This window comes from Pleomorphochaeta caudata (assembly GCF_055395745.1).
The window spans coordinates 2,124,601-2,140,894 of the sequence record NZ_AP042458.1; the positions used below are offsets into that span (position 1 = coordinate 2,124,601).

14 protein-coding genes are annotated in these 16,294 nt (G+C 27.4%); 8 read left to right on the top strand and 6 right to left on the bottom strand.

The features are described 5' to 3' along the window. Position 1: 1 nt before the first annotated feature. From hydE to ACZ5RS_RS09920, 5 genes are read left to right on the top strand one after another with little or no spacing between them, the layout of a single operon-like run. A complete protein-coding gene (gene hydE, locus ACZ5RS_RS09900; protein WP_464634950.1) occupies positions 2–1,069 on the top strand; it encodes a [FeFe] hydrogenase H-cluster radical SAM maturase HydE in 1,068 nt (355 codons plus the stop codon). After that, complete coding sequence (locus tag ACZ5RS_RS09905; RefSeq protein WP_464634952.1) at positions 1,066–1,854, top strand: nucleotide-binding protein; 789 nt, start codon at positions 1,066–1,068, stop codon at positions 1,852–1,854. The genes hydE and ACZ5RS_RS09905 overlap by 4 nt, the downstream gene beginning before the upstream one ends. Beyond that, positions 1,851–3,170, top strand: coding sequence for a nitrogenase component 1 (locus tag ACZ5RS_RS09910; protein ID WP_464634954.1), 1,320 nt, complete (start codon positions 1,851–1,853; stop codon positions 3,168–3,170). The genes ACZ5RS_RS09905 and ACZ5RS_RS09910 overlap by 4 nt, the downstream gene beginning before the upstream one ends. Next, complete coding sequence (locus ACZ5RS_RS09915; RefSeq protein WP_464634956.1) at positions 3,164–4,300, top strand: nitrogenase component 1; 1,137 nt, start codon at positions 3,164–3,166, stop codon at positions 4,298–4,300. Before ACZ5RS_RS09910 ends, ACZ5RS_RS09915 begins: the two co-directional genes overlap by 7 nt. After that, positions 4,297–5,442, top strand: coding sequence for an ABC transporter substrate-binding protein (locus ACZ5RS_RS09920; protein ID WP_464634958.1), 1,146 nt, complete (start codon positions 4,297–4,299; stop codon positions 5,440–5,442). The genes ACZ5RS_RS09915 and ACZ5RS_RS09920 overlap by 4 nt, the downstream gene beginning before the upstream one ends. 301 nt (positions 5,443–5,743) lie before the next feature. Here ACZ5RS_RS09920 and ACZ5RS_RS09925 read toward each other — a convergent pair whose 3' ends face one another. After that, complete coding sequence (locus tag ACZ5RS_RS09925; protein ID WP_464634960.1) at positions 5,744–5,920, bottom strand: hypothetical protein; 177 nt, start codon at positions 5,918–5,920, stop codon at positions 5,744–5,746. A 312-nt stretch (positions 5,921–6,232) separates the two neighbouring features. Here ACZ5RS_RS09925 and ACZ5RS_RS09930 point away from each other — a divergent pair, with 312 nt between their 5' ends. Further along, positions 6,233–7,252 (top strand): ArsR/SmtB family transcription factor, encoded by a 1,020-nt coding sequence (locus ACZ5RS_RS09930; protein ID WP_464634962.1) that lies wholly within the window; start codon positions 6,233–6,235, stop codon positions 7,250–7,252. Between the two features lie 97 nt (positions 7,253–7,349). On the opposite strand, the gene ACZ5RS_RS09935 is transcribed toward ACZ5RS_RS09930, so the two are convergent. The 5 genes from ACZ5RS_RS09935 to ACZ5RS_RS09955 all read right to left on the bottom strand — a co-directional run bounded on the left by ACZ5RS_RS09935 (position 7,350) and on the right by ACZ5RS_RS09955 (position 13,722). Then, the gene (locus ACZ5RS_RS09935) at positions 7,350–9,005 is read right to left on the bottom strand and encodes an ABC transporter permease (RefSeq protein ID WP_464634964.1); all 1,656 of its coding nucleotides are present in this window, start codon (positions 9,003–9,005) and stop codon (positions 7,350–7,352) included. Continuing rightward, positions 8,995–10,065, bottom strand: a complete 1,071-nt coding sequence (locus tag ACZ5RS_RS09940; RefSeq protein ID WP_464634966.1) for an ABC transporter ATP-binding protein — start codon at positions 10,063–10,065, stop codon at positions 8,995–8,997. Before ACZ5RS_RS09940 ends, ACZ5RS_RS09935 begins: the two co-directional genes overlap by 11 nt. A gap of 74 nt (positions 10,066–10,139) precedes the next feature. Further along, the gene (locus ACZ5RS_RS09945) at positions 10,140–11,168 is read right to left on the bottom strand and encodes an extracellular solute-binding protein (RefSeq protein ID WP_464634968.1); all 1,029 of its coding nucleotides are present in this window, start codon (positions 11,166–11,168) and stop codon (positions 10,140–10,142) included. 155 nt (positions 11,169–11,323) lie between these two features. After that, positions 11,324–12,079, bottom strand: a complete 756-nt coding sequence (locus ACZ5RS_RS09950; protein ID WP_464634970.1) for a response regulator transcription factor — start codon at positions 12,077–12,079, stop codon at positions 11,324–11,326. 2 nt (positions 12,080–12,081) lie between these two features. Next, positions 12,082–13,722, bottom strand: coding sequence for a sensor histidine kinase (locus ACZ5RS_RS09955; protein ID WP_464634972.1), 1,641 nt, complete (start codon positions 13,720–13,722; stop codon positions 12,082–12,084). 219 nt (positions 13,723–13,941) lie between these two features. On the opposite strand from ACZ5RS_RS09955, the gene ACZ5RS_RS09960 reads away from it, so the two are divergent. Together ACZ5RS_RS09960 and ACZ5RS_RS09965 are read left to right on the top strand one after the other, a co-directional pair. Continuing rightward, positions 13,942–15,576, top strand: a complete 1,635-nt coding sequence (locus tag ACZ5RS_RS09960; protein WP_464634974.1) for an InlB B-repeat-containing protein — start codon at positions 13,942–13,944, stop codon at positions 15,574–15,576. Between the two features lie 152 nt (positions 15,577–15,728). After that, positions 15,729–16,256, top strand: coding sequence for a flavodoxin domain-containing protein (locus ACZ5RS_RS09965; RefSeq protein WP_464634976.1), 528 nt, complete (start codon positions 15,729–15,731; stop codon positions 16,254–16,256). Positions 16,257–16,294 lie beyond the last annotated feature (38 nt).

A 16,294-nucleotide genomic window follows, 5' to 3' on the forward strand; every position in this document is an offset into this window, starting at 1 on the left:
TATGGATAAAGCAAAAGAATTATTAAACAAATTGTTTATAGAAAATTACTTAGATAATGATGAATTAAAATATTTATTAGACAATTATGATCAAGTTTTATTAAAAGAGGCTATGGATTTAGCAAAAATAACCTCTAATAAATATTTTGATAATAAAATTTATTATAGAGGAATAATTGAATTTTCTAATTACTGTAGAAATGATTGTTACTATTGTGGACTTAGAAAATCAAATAATGAAGTAAAAAGGTATAGATTAACTATTGATGAAATATTAAATAGTTGTGAAACCTCTTATCAAATGGGAATTAGAACCTTTGTATTACAAGGGGGTGAAGATATTGCCTTTGATAAACACATACTCACAATTATAAAACTTATAAAAGAAAAATATAAAGATTGTGCAATTACCTTATCCTTAGGAGAAAGAGATTCTTTAACTTATAAAACTTGGTATGAAGCAGGAGCTAGTAGATATTTATTAAGGCATGAGAGTGCAAATAAAAATCATTATGAAAAACTTCATCCTTTTTTTCAAAAATTTGATAATAGAATGACCTGTTTAAAAAATCTAAAAGAAATTGGATACCAATGTGGGGCAGGAATGATGATAGGATCTCCTTATCAAAATAACTTAAGCTTATTGGATGATTTAATATTTCTAAGAGATTATAAGGCTGAAATGGTTGGAATTGGGCCTTTTATTCCACACTCACAAACTCCATTTAAAGATCAAACAATTGGAGATTTTAATTTAACTCTTTATTTAATAGCCCTTACAAGACTTCTTTTACCTAATGCTTTAATTCCAGCAACTACAGCAATGGATACTATAAAAAAAGATGGTAGATTAGATGCAATTCTAGCTGGAGCTAATGTAATTATGGTGAACATAACCCCGATGAAAGAAAGGCAAAATTATAAACTCTATAACGATATGGCGGAGTTAAGAAGCAAAAAAAATCTCGATATGGAATCCTTAAATAAGAAATTAAGAACTATAGACTACGAGATAGTAGTAGATAAAGGTGATTTTAAAAAGATAGATAAAAAAGGAGAAATAAAATGATAAAAATAGCAATTTATGGAAAAGGTGGAATTGGAAAGAGTACCACAGCCTCAAACCTTTCTGTAGCCTTTAGTAATATGGGCTTTAATGTTTTACAAGTTGGCTGTGATCCCAAAGCTGATTCTACACTTTTATTAAGAGAAGATAAAAAACTGATTTCTATATTAGATCAATTAAGAGAAAAAGGTGCAGCAAATGTTTCTTTAGATGATTTAGTTATAAAGGGTTTTAATAATATTTATTTATGTGAAGCAGGAGGACCTCCTCCAGGGCTTGGTTGTGCAGGAAGAGGGATAGTTGCAGCACTTGAAGAATTAAAGAAAAAACAAGTCTTTGAAAAAAAGCAAATTGATATTGTTGTATATGATGTGCTTGGAGATGTGGTTTGTGGTGGATTTTCTATGCCAATTAGAGATGGTTTTGCAAATGATATTTTTATTGTTACAAGTGGAGAGAATATGGCTTTGCATGCAGCAAGAAATATTGCTCTTGCTGTAGATAATTTTAAAGACAGAGGTTATGCAAAATTAGGTGGTGTTATATTAAATAGACGTAATGTAAAAAATGAAGAAGAAAAAATAGCCTTATTATGTGAAGATATTGAAGCTCCTTTATGTGGTGTCTTAGATTTTAGTAAAGAAGTTCAAGCTAGTGATGAAAAAGAAAAAACTGTATCTCAGTTATATCCTAATGCTGATATTGTAAATCAATATAATAAATTAGCAGAAAATGTTTTAAAAATCTGTGAAGAAAATGAAAAGCTTCGTCTAGGAGATATCTCATGATAGATCTTCATAAAATAGACTTTTCAACAAGTAGTAATAAGATATCACAATTAGATTTTAATACCTTGTTCTATTCAGGTCTTCAATATGCTCCTCCTGCTCGTGGTGTTTGGAATATTGTACATGTAGGTTTTTTAATGCCAGAAAGTCATGAAATATTTGTTTGTGCTGAGGGTTGTATTCGAGGTGTTGTATTAACAGCTCATGAGGCTGGATTTGAATCAAGATTTTCTACTGTTGTAATTCAAGAGAGAAATGTAATTGACGGAGATATGGAATACCAAATCATTGATGGTGTTAGTGATGTTATAAATAGACTAGATAAAAAACCAAAAGCTATAGAAGTATATACTTCTTGTATTCATTATTTTACTGGGTGTGATTTAGATTTTGTTTATAAAAAATTAAGAGAAAAGTTTAAAGATATATACTTCACTGATTGTTATATGACTCCTATAACAAGAAAGAGTGGAATAACACCAGATGAAAAAATGAGAATGCAATTATATTCTTTAATTAAAAAAACAGATGAAGAAGATAACTCAATTTCTATGATAGGAAATGTATATAAATTAGATGAAACCTCAGATTTTAGACAAGTTTTAAATAAGGCTAAAATAAAATATAGAGATATTACCCTTACTAAAGATTGGAATGAATATCAAGATTTAGCTAAATCAAAGTATTTAGTATATACAAACCCCGCAGCAGAAAAAAGTTGTAAAGCTTTAGCTACAACTTTAGATAAGCAATATTTTTATTTTCCTATCAATTACACCAAATCTGAAATTAAAGAACAAAACCAAAATCTATGTAATCTCTTAGGTATTGAAGAATATGATACTAGTGAAATTGAAGCAGAAATTGAAACTTTATCAAATACAGTTAAGAGGTTATTAGAAAATTGGAAAATTGTTTTAGATTATAGTGCAACTTCTAGAGTTTTAAATCTAGCAAGATTTTTAATTGATTTGGATCTAAATGTTGAAAAAGTGTATTTAGATTCAGTAACAGCCCTAGATAAAAAAGATTTTATATACCTTAAAGAAAAAAAGTCAGATTTGATTTTATCAAGTCCAACTCACCCTTCAGCTAGATTTTTGCATAAAGAAAGAAGTGAAAAGATATTAGCTATTGGGCAAAAGTGTGCTTATTATGAGAATACTTCTAATTTTGTAAACTTAATTGAAGGTGGCTCATATTGGGGCTTTGATGGAGTTAAAAATCTATTAAGAGATATTATAGATGCTGTTAAGGTTGAAAAAGATGTTTCCTCAATTATTCAAGTAAAAGGTTGGGGGTGTGAAAAATGTTAAATGAAGCAAATCGAATAATATCTGTATATACTAGCGACACATCAGGTGTTTGTTCAGCCCTATATGAATTAGATGGTATGAGTGTTATGCATGATGCATCTGGTTGTAATAGTACATACAATACCCATGATGAACCTAGATGGTATGATATGCCAAGTAGAGTTTATTTATCTGGATTAAGTGAATATGAAGCAATACTAGGGGATGAGAGTAAATTTATAAATGATTGTGTTCAAACAGCTTTAGAGCAAAATCCAAAATTTATTGCTTTAGCTTCAACGCCCATTCCTTATATGATGAATCAAGATTTAGATGCAATTGCAAGAATAATAGGTAAAAAGACAAATATACCAACTTTTGCTGTTGAATCAAATGGAATGAATAGTTATATCTCAGGGGCTAGTAAAGCTTTATTAAAATGGGCACAGTATTTTGTAAAAAAAGAGCGAAAAACTAGAGAAAATAAAGTTAAAAAAGTAAATATAATTGGAGCAACTCCATTGGATTTTCCAAATTATGAGGTAATTCAATCAATTATTGATTCAGTAATGAATATGGGATTTGAAGTAAACAGTGTTTGGTCTATGGGACCTTTAACTAAAAATATGGAAAGTTCTAATATTGCAGATTTTAATCTAGTAATTTCTTCAGTTGGAATTGAAGTTGCTAAGTATTTATATCAAGAGTTTAATATTCCATATCTTTGTGCAATTCCTTTTGGAGAAGCACAAACAAATGCTATAAGAGAATCAATTTTATTAAATAAAGGATATAAATTAGATTTAGTTAAAAACGAAAATGATAAAAAAATTGCCATAATAGGTGAAAGTATTTATTCCTCTGCTATAAAAAATTTATTAAAATCTGGCACAATTTTTTCTCTATTACCTGATATAGCTAATGTTATGGATGATGATGATGTTTTAGAAAAAGGTGAAGAATCTTTAGAAAATCATCTAAAAGATTATCAGATTGTAATAGGGGATCCCTTATTTAAACACATTGTTCAAAAAGATACAAAATTTATAGAAATACCTCATTTTGCTTTTTCAGGCAGAATTTATAAAAATAATATTCCAAATCTTGTTGGTGAAAAAGGAGACATTTGGAAAAGGGAGTTTGATTTATGAAAAAGAAGCTATTTGTTTTTCTAATTATAGTGGCTTGTGTATTTAATAATATTTTTGCACAAGGAAATACTGAAATAAAAGATGTGGATACTAAAACTCAAATGGTAAGTATAGTTGATGATAATGGTGATAGTACTACAGTTAAAATGAATCCCCAAAGGGTTGTAATAACTGATATCTATCCATTAGCTTCAGTCTTAACGGTTTTTTTAGATAGTGCTGATACATTGGTGGGAATTCATCCAGTAAGTATGAGTGCTGCTCAAAATGGGCTATTAGGAGAATTATATCCAAATATTTTAAATGCAGATACATCTTTTATGAGTGGCTCTGATTTAAATATAGAGGAGCTAATGTTACTCAAACCAGATGTAGTTTTGTATAATGCATCAAAAAAAGCTCAAGGTGAGATGATTAGAAATGCGGGGTTAAAAGCAATTGGTATTTCAGCTGTTAAGTGGGATTATGATGTTTTAAAAACCTATAGACAATGGACAGATATTTTATCTCAATTATATCCTTCACATAAAAGTGTAAGTGAAAAAGTAGATGAATATAGTATAAAAACTAAAAATCTTATTGAAGAGAGAGTTTTCAGTATCCCTGATAGTGATAAAAAATCAGTTTTATTTTTATTTAATTATGATGATAAAAAAATTATAACATCTGGTAAGCATTTCTTTGGACAATGGTGGGCAAATGCAGTTGGTGCAAAAAATATTGCTGAAGAAATCCAATTAGATAACTCAAATGCACTAATTAATATGGAACAAGTTTATGCTTGGAATCCTGATTTAATTTTTATTACTAATTTTACACCAGCAATGCCAGAAGATTTATATAATAATTCAATTTCCAATGATGATTGGAGTAACGTAAAAGCTGTGAAAAATCATGAAGTCTATAAATTACCTTTAGGTAGTTATAGAAGTTATACACCAGGTGTTGATACCCCTATAACATTATTGTGGATGGCAAAATTAGTGTATCCAGAGTTATTTGAGGACATCAATATTACTCAAGAAACTAGAGACTATTATAAAGTATTATATAATATAGTTTTAATTGATGAGCAAATTTATACTATGTATAATTCGGTTCGTGAAGCTTCTAATGGTTATACACCAACCTATAAAAAATAGATGCTTTTTTAGATATTTAAGACGTGTATTAAAGTTAGTACACGTCTTTTTTTTAAACATTTAATATTGTGAATTTTATATTTGTAATAAGTAATATAGGTGAAAATTAAAATTGTAGAGTAATTTTTGGTGCGATAAATTATAATCAATTCTATAAATTAAAAACACCAACTCAATATATAGCAAATCATTATATAAGCCTAATTTTAATTATTCAAAATTTTATACTGTAAGAAAATAAAATAGGATTCCAAAAACCTAGCAAGTGAATAATATGATAAAAATTATGGCAAATTATTTATTATTTAGTTTTGCTAGGATTAAAGAAATTATTAATTTGTGAAATTAAAACACTATTTAATAAACGTTGATATTTATTAGTAGTTTTAATATTGTTTTTGCAATTTTTGCAAGATCTTGCGATTTCTTCTGCATGACCTTTTGCCATAATAGATACGTCGTAAAATGATTCAAACATAACATTGCTCCTTTAATTTATATTGTATGTATATATTAGATTTATTTCTAATATAAGTCAATAGTTTTTTAATTTATTTTAGATATATTTCTAATATATATTAAATATAGTAAGAATTTATAGTAAATATTATTAATTAATTCTTTATATTATATATATTTGCTATGTTAGATTTGTTTTAAATAATTTATTAGCTTTTAAAAATATATTATTTATCATGTTTTTGAAATAATTTAAAATTGTTTTAATTATATGTTTGATATAAATCTAATATATGTTGTCAATTAAAATAAACTGTGATAATATAGTTATATGAAAATAATTTATAATGAAGCAATTGATTTTATATGTGCTCTTACTCGTTTTGGTTTAAGGAAAGTAAAAAAAGATCCTGATTATCCAGAGCAAAAAGAAATAGAGCAATGGTATTTAGAATATGAGAAAAAGGTTTCTCCTTTTTTATTAAATGATATAGCATTATTAAGTGAAAGAACTATAATGATAACTTTTTATTTCTTGATTAAAATTCATAAGAATCCAGAAATACAAACAACAAATGATTTTTTAAATTATTTAGATTCTCTAAATGCTGAAGATTTAAAAAATGATATTATCTCAGATTTTTTTAGAGGTATTAAAACAGAGTTATCAGTTGAAAATATTTATAATCTTATAGTTGATGAAGGCTTACACCCTGATCATAACCATATGGAAGAAGCAGAGTTTATATATAGTGTTCTCCAAGACCCTGAAAACTTTCTTGCTAGATTAAAAATTACATATTCTCAATTTTATAATCAGATTTTTAAAGAAAGTAAAAAAACTTATGAAGATTTAATTAAGAAAAAATTAGAATGGCATAATCAAAAATTTGCTGAAGATGCAAAAAGTTATCTATATACTCTTGGATTAAAGAGCATAATAGGGGCTCTTAAAGATTTAGAATCTATTTCGTATTATTTTTCTTTCTTTGCCGATAATGATGTTTCAGCATCTTGGGATAGTAGATTAATAATTATTGGAGCAGGTACTGATTCAAGAATTATTCAACAATCAGCAAAAAGTAAATCTAATTTATTCTTCTCTTGTTTAGGGGATCCTAAACGTCTTGAAATAATGCGTTTAACATCTCAACGTACTTGGTACAGTACAGAATTAGCTAATTATTTTAACCTAAAACCAGCAACCCTTTCTTATCATATAAATAAGTTGGTTGAAGCAGATTTGTTAACAATTAGCCAAGGAGAGAATAAAAGATTTTATTATTCTCTTAACAAAGATTCTATAGAAGAATATTTAAAATTTGTTTCTCAAGATTTATTAGGTGTTTAATAGATTTTTTTGAATATTTTAAAGAGATAAAAATCGTTGCAAAGTATAATACTAAGCAACGATTTTTATTTTCTAAATCATAATGTAATTTATTAATTTACATTGATAAGTCTTTACCTTTATTAAATTTGTTAAATATAATTAATGAAACAACTGTTAATAAAGCTAATATAGTAGCAAGAGCTGCAGCAACTCCATAGTTTCCTCTTAATACTTGAGTATAAACTTCAACCGTTAAGGTTCTAGTTTTACCTGTGTATAATAGGATAGCTGATGATAATTCTGAAATCATTGTAATCCAAGATAAGATAGCACCAGATATGATACCAGCTGACATCATTGGAATTGTTATTTTCCAGAAGGTTTTTGCATTACTTGCACCTAATGATAGGGAAGCTTCTTCAACTGTCATCGGTATTTGTTGTAAAGTTGCAACTGTAGATCTAATTGTATAAGGCAAACGTCTAATAATAAGAGCAATTACCATGATTGTCATACTACCTGTTAGAATTAGTGGAGGTCTACTAAAAGCACTTGATAAAGCAATACCAACAACGATACCTGGAATAATATAAGGAACCATTGATACTGTATCAATAACAGCAGTAATTTTTGATCTTTTTCTAACTACAAGATAAGAAATAAATACAGCAATAATTAATACAAATATTAAAGCAGTCATTGGAATTATAATTGTATTTCTTATAGCAACTCCCATTTTTGAAAATGCCATACGATAACTATCAAGAGAATAACCACTTGTAAATACTGTACCATTAACTTTCTTAAATGAGGTATAAATTACATAAGCTTGAGGTGCAATTGATAATGATACTAAAACATATGAATAAATATGGATTAGTACATTTTTTACACCATGAATCTTCTTTGGTCTAATTTTATTTATACTATTCATAGTAAAAGAATGCTTTTGTGATACGTATTTTTGAATTAAGAAAATAACTAAAGTAATAATAATTGCAAGAATAGCGATACTAGCAGCAAAACCGTTGTTACCACCTAACTCAGACATATATGCATCATAAATAGTAATAGGGAATGTTCTATAACCTTCACCAATAAGCATTGGCGTACCAAAGTCACTAAAACATCTCATAAATACTAATAAAGCACCTGCTAAAACAGTAGGTAAAATCAAAGGTAATATAACTTTAAAGAATCTTTTTACACCTGAACAACCTAAATTTTCTGAAGCTTCTAGCAATGAGTTATCAACATTTGAAAAAGCTCCTGATACATATAAGAATATCAAAGGATATAATTGAAGTGATAATACTAATAATATTCCTTTAAATCCATAAATATCTGGCATATCAATTTTTAATAAGTTTTCAAAAAATTGCGTTATAACACCATTTCTTCCTAATAATAAGATCCAAGAATATGCACCAACAAATGGAGCAGACATACTAGATAAAATTATTAATATACGAAGTCCTTTAGCACCTTTAATTTTAAATCTTGCAAAAAAGAATGCTAATACTGTACCTAAAACAACTGCAACAAAAGTAATAACTATTGAAATCTTAAAAGAGTTGAATAGGGTAGAATAATAATATTTTTTTGCAAAGAATCTTTGGAAGTTTGCTAAAGTAAATTGACCTGTTCTAGAATCAATAAACGAATCTGAAAGCAAAATCAAAAGGGGTATGATTAAAAAGATTGTATATAAAGTTAATAATCCTAGAGTTGATGAAGACCATAGATTTATTTTTGATTTTTTATTTTTCATAGGCAATCACCAAATTTTCACTACCATCTTGTGTAAATACATTTACCTTATCTGTATTTATTGTAAGATAAACTTTTTTGCCAGTTTCATTAACGTTATTTATCATACTTTCTTTGATAATTTCTACAATTTGTTTGTTTGGTAATTCCATAAAGAAGTGAGTATTTAAGCCTAAGAAAATTGTATCTTTGATTATTGCAGGAATAGCATTTTCATCCTCAGTGATAATAAATTCTTCAGGTCTAATAGATACTTTTACATCTCCAGTATAATTAATATTATTGAATTTAATCTTGTAATCTAAGAAAGAAATTTCATTCTTATCACAAACACCTTCAATTATATTGGTTCTTCCAATAAAACTTGCTACAAATTCATTAGAAGGACGATGATAAATATCTTGAGGTCTACCAATTTGTTGGATTTCACCTTGATTCATAACAGCAATTCTATCACTTATTGCCATTGCTTCTTCCTGGTCGTGTGTTACATAAATTGTAGTAATACCAACTTCTCTTTGGATATCTCTAATAACTTGTCTCATTTCAAGACGTAATTTAGCATCAAGGTTTGAAAGAGGTTCATCCATTAATAGAACATCTGGCATAATAACAAGAGCACGAGCTAGTGCAACTCTTTGTTGTTGACCACCTGATAATCTTTCAGGCATTCTATCTTTGTATTCGTAAATTTGCATTAGTTTTAAGAATTTATCAGCCATTGGGCCAATTTCTGCTTTACTATAATTTCTATTCTTTAGTCCAAATTCAACATTTTCACGTACAGATAGATGAGGGAAAATAGCATAATTCTGGAATACCATACCGATATTTCTTTTACTTGGATCTAAATCGTTAATTCTATTTTCATCAAAATAGAAATCACCACCTTCAATTGAATTGAAACCAGCTATCATTCTAAGTAATGTTGTTTTCCCACATCCAGATGGACCTAATAGTGTAAAAAACTCTTTGTCTCTAATTTGAACATCCAAATCTGGAATAATTACATTTTTACCGTATGCTTTTAATGCATGTTGTATATTTATGGCTACACTCATATATTTCTTCCTATTATATACAAACATAAAAGAAGCAAAGCTCCTTTTATGTTTAATTATTTGTTAATTTTTGTTTATAGACTTGTGTACATATCAATATAACGATCTACAATGTCTTGTTTATGTTCTGTAACATAAGCTGTGTCTTCATTTTTAACATTGATTTGATCAATTGGTTTCATGTAACTAGCTGTTTGAACATTTTTGTAAACTGGACGGTTTGTTAATGTCATACCATATACATCTTGAACTTCTTTAGAAGTGATGAAATCGATAAATAGTTTAGCAGCTTCTAAGTTTTTAGCACCTTTGATGATTGCACTACCAGCTGGTAAGAATACTGTACCTTCTTTCATATATACAACATCTACATCAGCACCATCGTTGATTAATGTAAGAGTTGGGTCTTCATATGATAAACCAATAGTATATTCTCCATCTCTAACACCTTTCCATACAGCAGAACTTGAACCTAAAACTTTAGTGTTTTTGAAAATTTCTGTAACTTTAGCCCAAGCAGCATCACTTTCGTAACCACCGAAGTCAATTAACATGTTTGTTAGATGAGCAAATGAACTTGAAGATTTAGATGGATCACCAGAAACGATTTGACCTTCTAGTTGAGGACCATATTTGATAATATCTTCATAACCTGTGATAGTAACACCAGGTAATTTTTCTGCTAAGTTAGTTTTGTTGATAATGATAACACTACCATCAAGAGTATTTTTAGTTACATAGCCACTTTCGTTTCTGTAAGCGTCTACTAAGTTAGCATCATTTTTACTTACATAAGTATCGAATAAATCAGGTCTACCTAAAAGTGTTGCATAGCTACCACCATACATAACATCACCTTGAGGATCATTCTTTTCTGCTTCGATTCTCTTTAAACATTCTCCAGTTCCAGCTGAAATAATATCAACAGCAATACCATATTTTTCTTCAAATGGTTTTTCAACAGCTTGGATAAGACCTTCTGAGTTTGGTGAGTATACAACAAGTTTGGTTGGTTCATTAGAAGTTGATTCTTCTGCTCCTTGAGCAAAAACGGATCCCATAGCAACAATAGAGGCAAGTAAAATTATTAAAATTTTCTTCATTTCTATTCTCCTTTTTTAAATTATAATTAATTTTACCACCGGTTTTTTGAGTCCGATATACCACAAAAGGACAGACTTTATAGTAAAATAAGACATTTTTTTTAAAAATTGAAAGAAAAATAGAAAAATAAAAGGTTAAAAAACTAATAGTTAATTTACTTGTTTTTTATAAGCTCAGTTACACTGTAGCCCGTATAATTTTTAAATTTAGAACAGAAATATTTATAGTCATTGAAGCCTACCATTTCAGCAATTTGATAAATAGGGTACTTATCTAAACTGATTAAGTTAATAGCTTTATAAATTCTAAAACTATTTAGAGTAGTATTAAAAGTTATATCATTTTGTTTAAGTTTATTTTTTATAGATGAAACACTATAATTTAATTCATTAGCTACATCATTTAGAGTTATTTTGTGCATATAATTATCTTTTATGAATTTAATAATTTCTTGTAATAGTTGATCTTCACTGTTTATATCTTTATAAACTTTTGATAAATTCTTTGCTTGGAATTTTGCATTATCTATTAGCTGTTTATCATTAAGATTAGAAATAGCTTTTTTTAGTGAGATTTTTAAAAGTTCATGATCAAGAGGTTTAACTAAGTATTCAGTAACTCCATAGGTAATAGCTTTTTTTGCATATTCAAAGTCACTATAGCCACTTAAAATGATAAATTCATAGTTTTTCTTATTCTCTATTCTTCCTATCATTTCAAGGCCAGACATAAGAGGCATTTTAATATCAGTTATTATTATATCTACTTTGTGATTATTTAAGTAATCAAGACAAGAAACTGGGTTGTCGAAATCAGCAACAACCACTAAATCTAGGCTATGGAAGTCAAAACTAAACATTAAGCCTTTTCTAATAATATCTTCGTCTTCACAAATTACTACATTATACATAACTATTTATTATTTTTTGTAAAACTTATTTCAAATACAGTGCCTTTTTCATCACGTTTAACATTAAGATTTGAATCAGGATAAAGGATCTTGAATCTTCTTAATACGTTATGAACACCAATATGATTTGTTAAGTTTTTCTCCTTTTTGCAACTTTGAATTATTTCTTCAATAATTTGATCACTAATACTTACCCCAGTGTCGTATACTTTAATATAACACAAATCATCAATTATTTCAGCAGTTATTTCTATATGTACCTTAGTACTGCTTTCAAAACCATATTTAATACTGTTACCAACTAAAGGTTGAATTGAAAGTTTTGGGACTTGGATTTCTTTCATATCCTCTGATATAGAAATACTATATGTAAGTTTGTCTTTAAATCTATATTTATATAAATCTAAATATTTTTTTAGATATGTTAAATCATTACTTAATGATGAATAGTTAATATTATTATTAATTGAATACCTTAAGATAGAATTTAATTCTAAAATATATTTTTCAGTTTCTTTTACATCGAATAACATAGAATATCTAATTGTTTCTAAGGAATTATATAAAAAGTGTGGGTTAAATTGTGAATCCAATTTTTTCTTTTCAAAGATAAGGTTAGTTTCACTCAATTCTTTATTAAGTTTAATTTCTGAATTTAACTTATTTAACATTTCGTTAATGTTTTTAGATAAGTTTTTAAAATCACCATCTAAATTTTCATCAATTTTATGCTCTAATTTACCAAGAGATACAATATTAGTATCGTTGATTATAGATTCTATACTTTGAGAATTCTTTTTTGCAATTTTCTTAATTACATTATTTGAAAAATAAATTACTAAAAAGGCTATTACAATTAAAATTAAAAGTAAAACAAAGTAATATCTCTCTACTGAGAATTTTTCTTCTAAATAATAAATATTATAATAATCTTTTTTAACTCTGGTAACTTTATATTTTTTCCCATTTAAATCATAATTTTTAGAATATTTAAAATTTAAACCACCATTTAGAATTTCATAATTATTACTTGCAATAACAGTATCAAATTCATTCGTTATTATAAAATTACCAGCATTAGGTAATAAGAAATAACTCAAATCATTTATATCTATTACAATAGTATCTATTGCTATTAATTCATTATCCTTATAAAGACCATTATAAAAAATTAAGCTTGAAGCGTTACTATTAATATCAGAATACATTATAAATTTTAAAGGATTGTTCTCTTCAATTCTTTCTTTAATAATTAATAAATACATTTTATAACGAAGGGTAGAGAAAGTTTCTTCTTCAAATATTGGATTCAAATTTACATCATATACATTATAGCTATAACGTAAATTCATGGTTTGAGAAAAGGAATAGTTAATTGTAGAAATTAATTTTTGATCAATAGCTTTATTTTGTACAGCCTCTAAATATTCTAAATTAGCATTATGATTTTCCATTTGTAAAAAGATTTTTCCATTTAAATCCTGAAAAGTGTTATCTAGGAATTTAATACTCTCATATTTGTATATATTTTTTTCAACTAAGCTAGTAACTAATGTTATTGAGACAAATAAAATGAAAACAATAAAAATTAGCTTAATTGAAAAGGTTAAAAAGTTTTTACGTAATTGGTTCTGAAAATTCATAAATACAATAATAAGTCTGATATAGCAAAATTATCAAGAGTTTTATATTGATATAAAAGTATTAAGTTTTTGTCATATTTTAAAATAATGTTTACATTTTATTATAACTTGTTATAACCTATTCTTTATATTAAAAATTTACCCGTATGAATATTTGATATTCATATATTTTTTCTGTAGTGAATCTAATAATTTTTTTCTTTTGAAAGGAGTACAAATATGAAGAAATTTTTTACTTTATTGTTGGTTCTAACTTCAATTTTTTTAGTTAGTTGTGATTTGTTGGGGCCTCAGAGCGGTTTAGTAAGCTTTGATAGTAATGGTGGATCTTCAGTTCCATCTCAAAATGCTGTTGGTTATGTTGATGAACCTATAACTCCCACTTATACAGGCCATACTCTTGTTGGTTGGTACTCAGATGTAAATCTAACCAAAGCTTGGAATTTTAAAAAAGATAGAATTAAAGGTGATATGATTCTTTATGCAAAATGGGAAATAAATGAATATACTATTACCTATAATTCAAATGAAGCAACTGGTGGAACAGTTCCAACAAGTCAGGTAAAGAAATATGATGAGGAGATAACTATTTCTTCCAGCGGCAATTTAGAAAGAACAGGATATGTTTTTGCTTCTTGGAATACCAAGGCAGATGGTACAGGTGATTCTTATGAAGAAAGTGATAAATATACTAAAAATGAAGCTACAACTTTATATGCAATATGGAAATTACCAATAACAAAATTAACTCAAGGCTCTTATTCAAGTAATAACTTTTTTGGTACTTCTGTTGGGCTTTCAGGAAGTAATTTAATTGTAGGTACTGATAGCGGTAGTGAGGGTAGCTTTGATTATGTTAATTTTTATTCAAAAACAACCAATGATTGGGAATCTGAAGGAAAAATCTATAACAGTGATAACGCTGGTGGTGACGACATTATGTTTGGTAAGTCTGTAAGTATAGATGGAAATACAGCAATAGTAGGGGCTCCTACTTATGATTCATCATTTTATGACGCTGGGGCTGCCTTTATTTATACTTTAGTAGATGGAAAATGGACAATGAAACAAAAACTTGCTCCCACTGATTTATCATCAAGTGCTTATTTTGGTACTTCCGTCTATATTTCAGGAGATACTGCTATTATTGGCGCATTTAGGGATGATGCAACAGGCTCGAATTCAGGTAGTGCATATGTATATACTAATAATAATGGAACTTGGGAGCTTAAACAGAAATTAAAACTAAATGATGGGGACTCTGGTTATATGTTTGGATATTCTCTTTGCCTATATGATAATGATATTGTAGTTGGAGCTCCTTGCTATAATGGTAATGAAGGTTGTGCTTTTGTTTTCTCACTTGAAGATAATGTTTGGGTGAACAAAGGCCAAATAATTCCAAATGATGCTGCAGCAGGTAATAATTTTGGTCAAGCAGTTAGTATCTATAATAATACAATATTTATTGGTGCTCCTAATTCAAATTCTAATAAAGGTAGTGTATATACTTATAATAAAACAGCTAATGGTTCTTGGAATTATGTATCAAAGATAGTAACAAATGATGGGGTAGCTAATGATAAGTTTGGTGTTTCAATTTGTATTTTTGGTGATAAAGCTATTATAGGTAATCCAAACTCTGATGGTAGAAGTGGTAGTGCTTATGTATTTAAATATAATGGAAGTTCTTGGAATCAACTTAAGAAGTTAGTACCTACCACATCTGAATCTTATCAAGATAAGTATGGTGCAGCTGTTAGTATGTCAGATAAATATTATGTAGTAGGAGCGCCTGAGGATAAAGAGAAAAGTACTAATTCTGGATGTGCTTATGTATATAATGTAGATTAATAATTATTATCAAATTATTTATTATGACTCAGCTTTAAGATAAATTAGGGCTGAGTTTTTTATATTATTATTTATTCAACTATTGTTTATTAAAAACAATTACTTTCTCAATTATAATTTAATGTTATAATCTGATTTGTAGGAGAGAAAAAATGAATAAAATAATTCTTTATGGAAGTAAATATGGAACAACTAAAGAATATGCTAAAGAATTTTCAAAAAGAACTAATATAGAGATTTTAGAATATTCAAAAGTTAAGAATCTAGAAAATTATGATTTAATAATTTATTTTGGTGGGCTTTATGCTGGTGGTATATTAGGTCTTAAAGATACCATTAATAAGTATCCACTTAATAATAATCAAAAACTAATTGTAGTAACTGTAGGTTTAGCTGATCCAACTGTAAAAAGTAACACTGATGATATTAAAGCCTCTCTTAAAAAGCAAGTTTCTAAAGAGCTATATGATAATTGTAAAATATTCCACTTAAGAGGTGGTGTTGATTATTCTAAATTAAGTACGGTTCATAAAATAATGATGAAAGCTTTATATAATAGAACTAAAAAACTCCCAGCAGAAAAACAAACTGAAGAAACTAAAGCTTTAATTGAAACCTATAATAAAAAGGTTACTTTTGTTGATTTTGACTCTTTGAATCTAATAATTGATTTTATTTAATTTTATTTAATTTTTAAAACTTAATATATAAATATTTT

Bases quoted from the DNA above. Each gene is read 5' to 3' on its own strand.
- hydE (WP_464634950.1), top strand. From the start codon at position 2: ATGGATAAAGCAAAAGAATTATTAAACAAATTGTTTATAGAAAATTAC.
- ACZ5RS_RS09905 (WP_464634952.1), top strand. From the start codon at position 1,066: ATGATAAAAATAGCAATTTATGGAAAAGGTGGAATTGGAAAGAGTACC.
- ACZ5RS_RS09910 (WP_464634954.1), top strand. From the start codon at position 1,851: ATGATAGATCTTCATAAAATAGACTTTTCAACAAGTAGTAATAAGATA.
- ACZ5RS_RS09915 (WP_464634956.1), top strand. From the start codon at position 3,164: ATGTTAAATGAAGCAAATCGAATAATATCTGTATATACTAGCGACACA.
- ACZ5RS_RS09920 (WP_464634958.1), top strand. From the start codon at position 4,297: ATGAAAAAGAAGCTATTTGTTTTTCTAATTATAGTGGCTTGTGTATTT.
- ACZ5RS_RS09925 (WP_464634960.1), bottom strand. From the start codon at position 5,920: ATGTTTGAATCATTTTACGACGTATCTATTATGGCAAAAGGTCATGCA.
- ACZ5RS_RS09930 (WP_464634962.1), top strand. From the start codon at position 6,233: ATGAAAATAATTTATAATGAAGCAATTGATTTTATATGTGCTCTTACT.
- ACZ5RS_RS09935 (WP_464634964.1), bottom strand. From the start codon at position 9,005: ATGAAAAATAAAAAATCAAAAATAAATCTATGGTCTTCATCAACTCTA.
- ACZ5RS_RS09940 (WP_464634966.1), bottom strand. From the start codon at position 10,065: ATGAGTGTAGCCATAAATATACAACATGCATTAAAAGCATACGGTAAA.
- ACZ5RS_RS09945 (WP_464634968.1), bottom strand. From the start codon at position 11,168: ATGAAGAAAATTTTAATAATTTTACTTGCCTCTATTGTTGCTATGGGA.
- ACZ5RS_RS09950 (WP_464634970.1), bottom strand. From the start codon at position 12,079: ATGTATAATGTAGTAATTTGTGAAGACGAAGATATTATTAGAAAAGGC.
- ACZ5RS_RS09955 (WP_464634972.1), bottom strand. From the start codon at position 13,722: ATGAATTTTCAGAACCAATTACGTAAAAACTTTTTAACCTTTTCAATT.
- ACZ5RS_RS09960 (WP_464634974.1), top strand. From the start codon at position 13,942: ATGAAGAAATTTTTTACTTTATTGTTGGTTCTAACTTCAATTTTTTTA.
- ACZ5RS_RS09965 (WP_464634976.1), top strand. From the start codon at position 15,729: ATGAATAAAATAATTCTTTATGGAAGTAAATATGGAACAACTAAAGAA.